Source organism: Kitasatospora sp. NPDC034533 (assembly GCF_055575155.1).
Genome location: NZ_JBVITE010000165.1, coordinates 1 through 1,445, shown reverse-complemented (window position 1 = coordinate 1,445; position 1,445 = coordinate 1). Strand labels below are relative to the sequence as shown.

Annotated in this window: 1 protein-coding gene; it reads left to right on the top strand. The window is 69.3% G+C overall.

Going from position 1 to position 1,445, the window contains the following annotated elements; translation table 11 throughout:
• On the top strand, positions 1-1,445 hold a 1,445-nt coding region (locus ACZ55U_RS39040), incomplete at both ends, for a condensation domain-containing protein (RefSeq protein WP_465534396.1).

Genomic DNA, 1,445 nt, shown 5'->3' with positions numbered 1-1,445 from the left:
CCCCCCGGCTCCCGCCTCTACCGCACCGGCGACCTCGCCCGCCGCCTGCCCGACGGCACCCTCGACTACCTCGGCCGCATCGACACCCAGGTCAAAATCCGCGGCTACCGCATCGAACTCGGCGAAATCGAAGCCCGCCTGCGCGAACACCCCACCATCCACGACACCGTCGTCACCGTCCGCGAACCCAGCCCCGGCATCAAGCACATCGTCGCGTACCTCGTCACCGACACCGAGCCGGACACCACCACCCTGCGCGAGCACCTGGCCATGAACCTGCCGGACTACATGGTCCCCGCCGCCTACATGGCCATCGACCGCATCCCCCTCACCGGCAACGGCAAGGTCGACCACCGCGCCCTGCCCACACTGGAACTGTCCAGGAGCGTCGGCGGCGCGCGTACCGCCCCCCGGACCCCGGTCGAGCGGGACCTCGCGGCGACCTGGGGACAGATCCTCGGTCTAGAGCACCTCGGTGTCGAGGAGACCTTCTTCGACCTGGGCGGCGACTCCATCGCCGCGGTGCGACTCGTCGGCGCCCTGCGCGCCGCCGGCCACGAACTGTCGGTCCGGGATGTCTTCGAGCACCGCACCGTCGCCGACCTCGCCAAGCTGCTCTCCGGCCAGGCCGTCGGCAGCTCGCTGATCCACACGGTCACACCGTTCTCGTTGATCAGCGACGAGGACCGCACCGCCCTACCCGGCGACATCACCGACGCCTACCCCCTGTCCCAGATCCAGACCGGCATGCTCATCGAGATGCTGGCCGCCCGGAACGAGCGCGGAGCCCGGGCCCGTACTCCGTACCACAACGTCGACTCGCTCCGAGTTCCCGACCGGCAGCCCTTCTCAGCCGAGGCGCTGCGGGAAGCGCTGGATGTCCTGACGGACCGCCATGACGCACTGCGCACGTCCATGCATCTCGACGGCTACTCCCAGCCCCTCCAACTCGTCCACCAAACAGCCGAGTTGCCCCTGACCGTCCACGACCTGCGAGGGCTCGACGTCGAGGAGCAGGAGCGACGCCGGACCGCGGACCTGACTCGGGAACGAGCCGACCTCTTCGAGCTGTCCACCGCTCCGCTACTCCGTGTCCTGGTGCACATCGAGGACGACGAGGCCTGGCGGCTGACGGTCAGCCACTGCCACGCGATCACCGAGGGCTGGACCCTCAGCGTCCTGGTCATGGAGATCGTGGAGTGCTACCAGCACCTGCGCGACGGCCGTGAACTGCCCGACTACCAGGCCCCGTCGGTGCGTTACGCCGACTTCATCGCCGCGGAGCTGGAATCGCTGGCCAGCGTCGAGGACCGGGCGTTCTGGCAGGACGTCGTCAGCGGACACACACCACTGCGCCTGCCGGAGAGCTGGTCGCAGGCCGACGCTCCCACAGGCGTCCGCCACGGCACCCAGGTACCGTTCACCGACCTTGAGGACGGACTGCG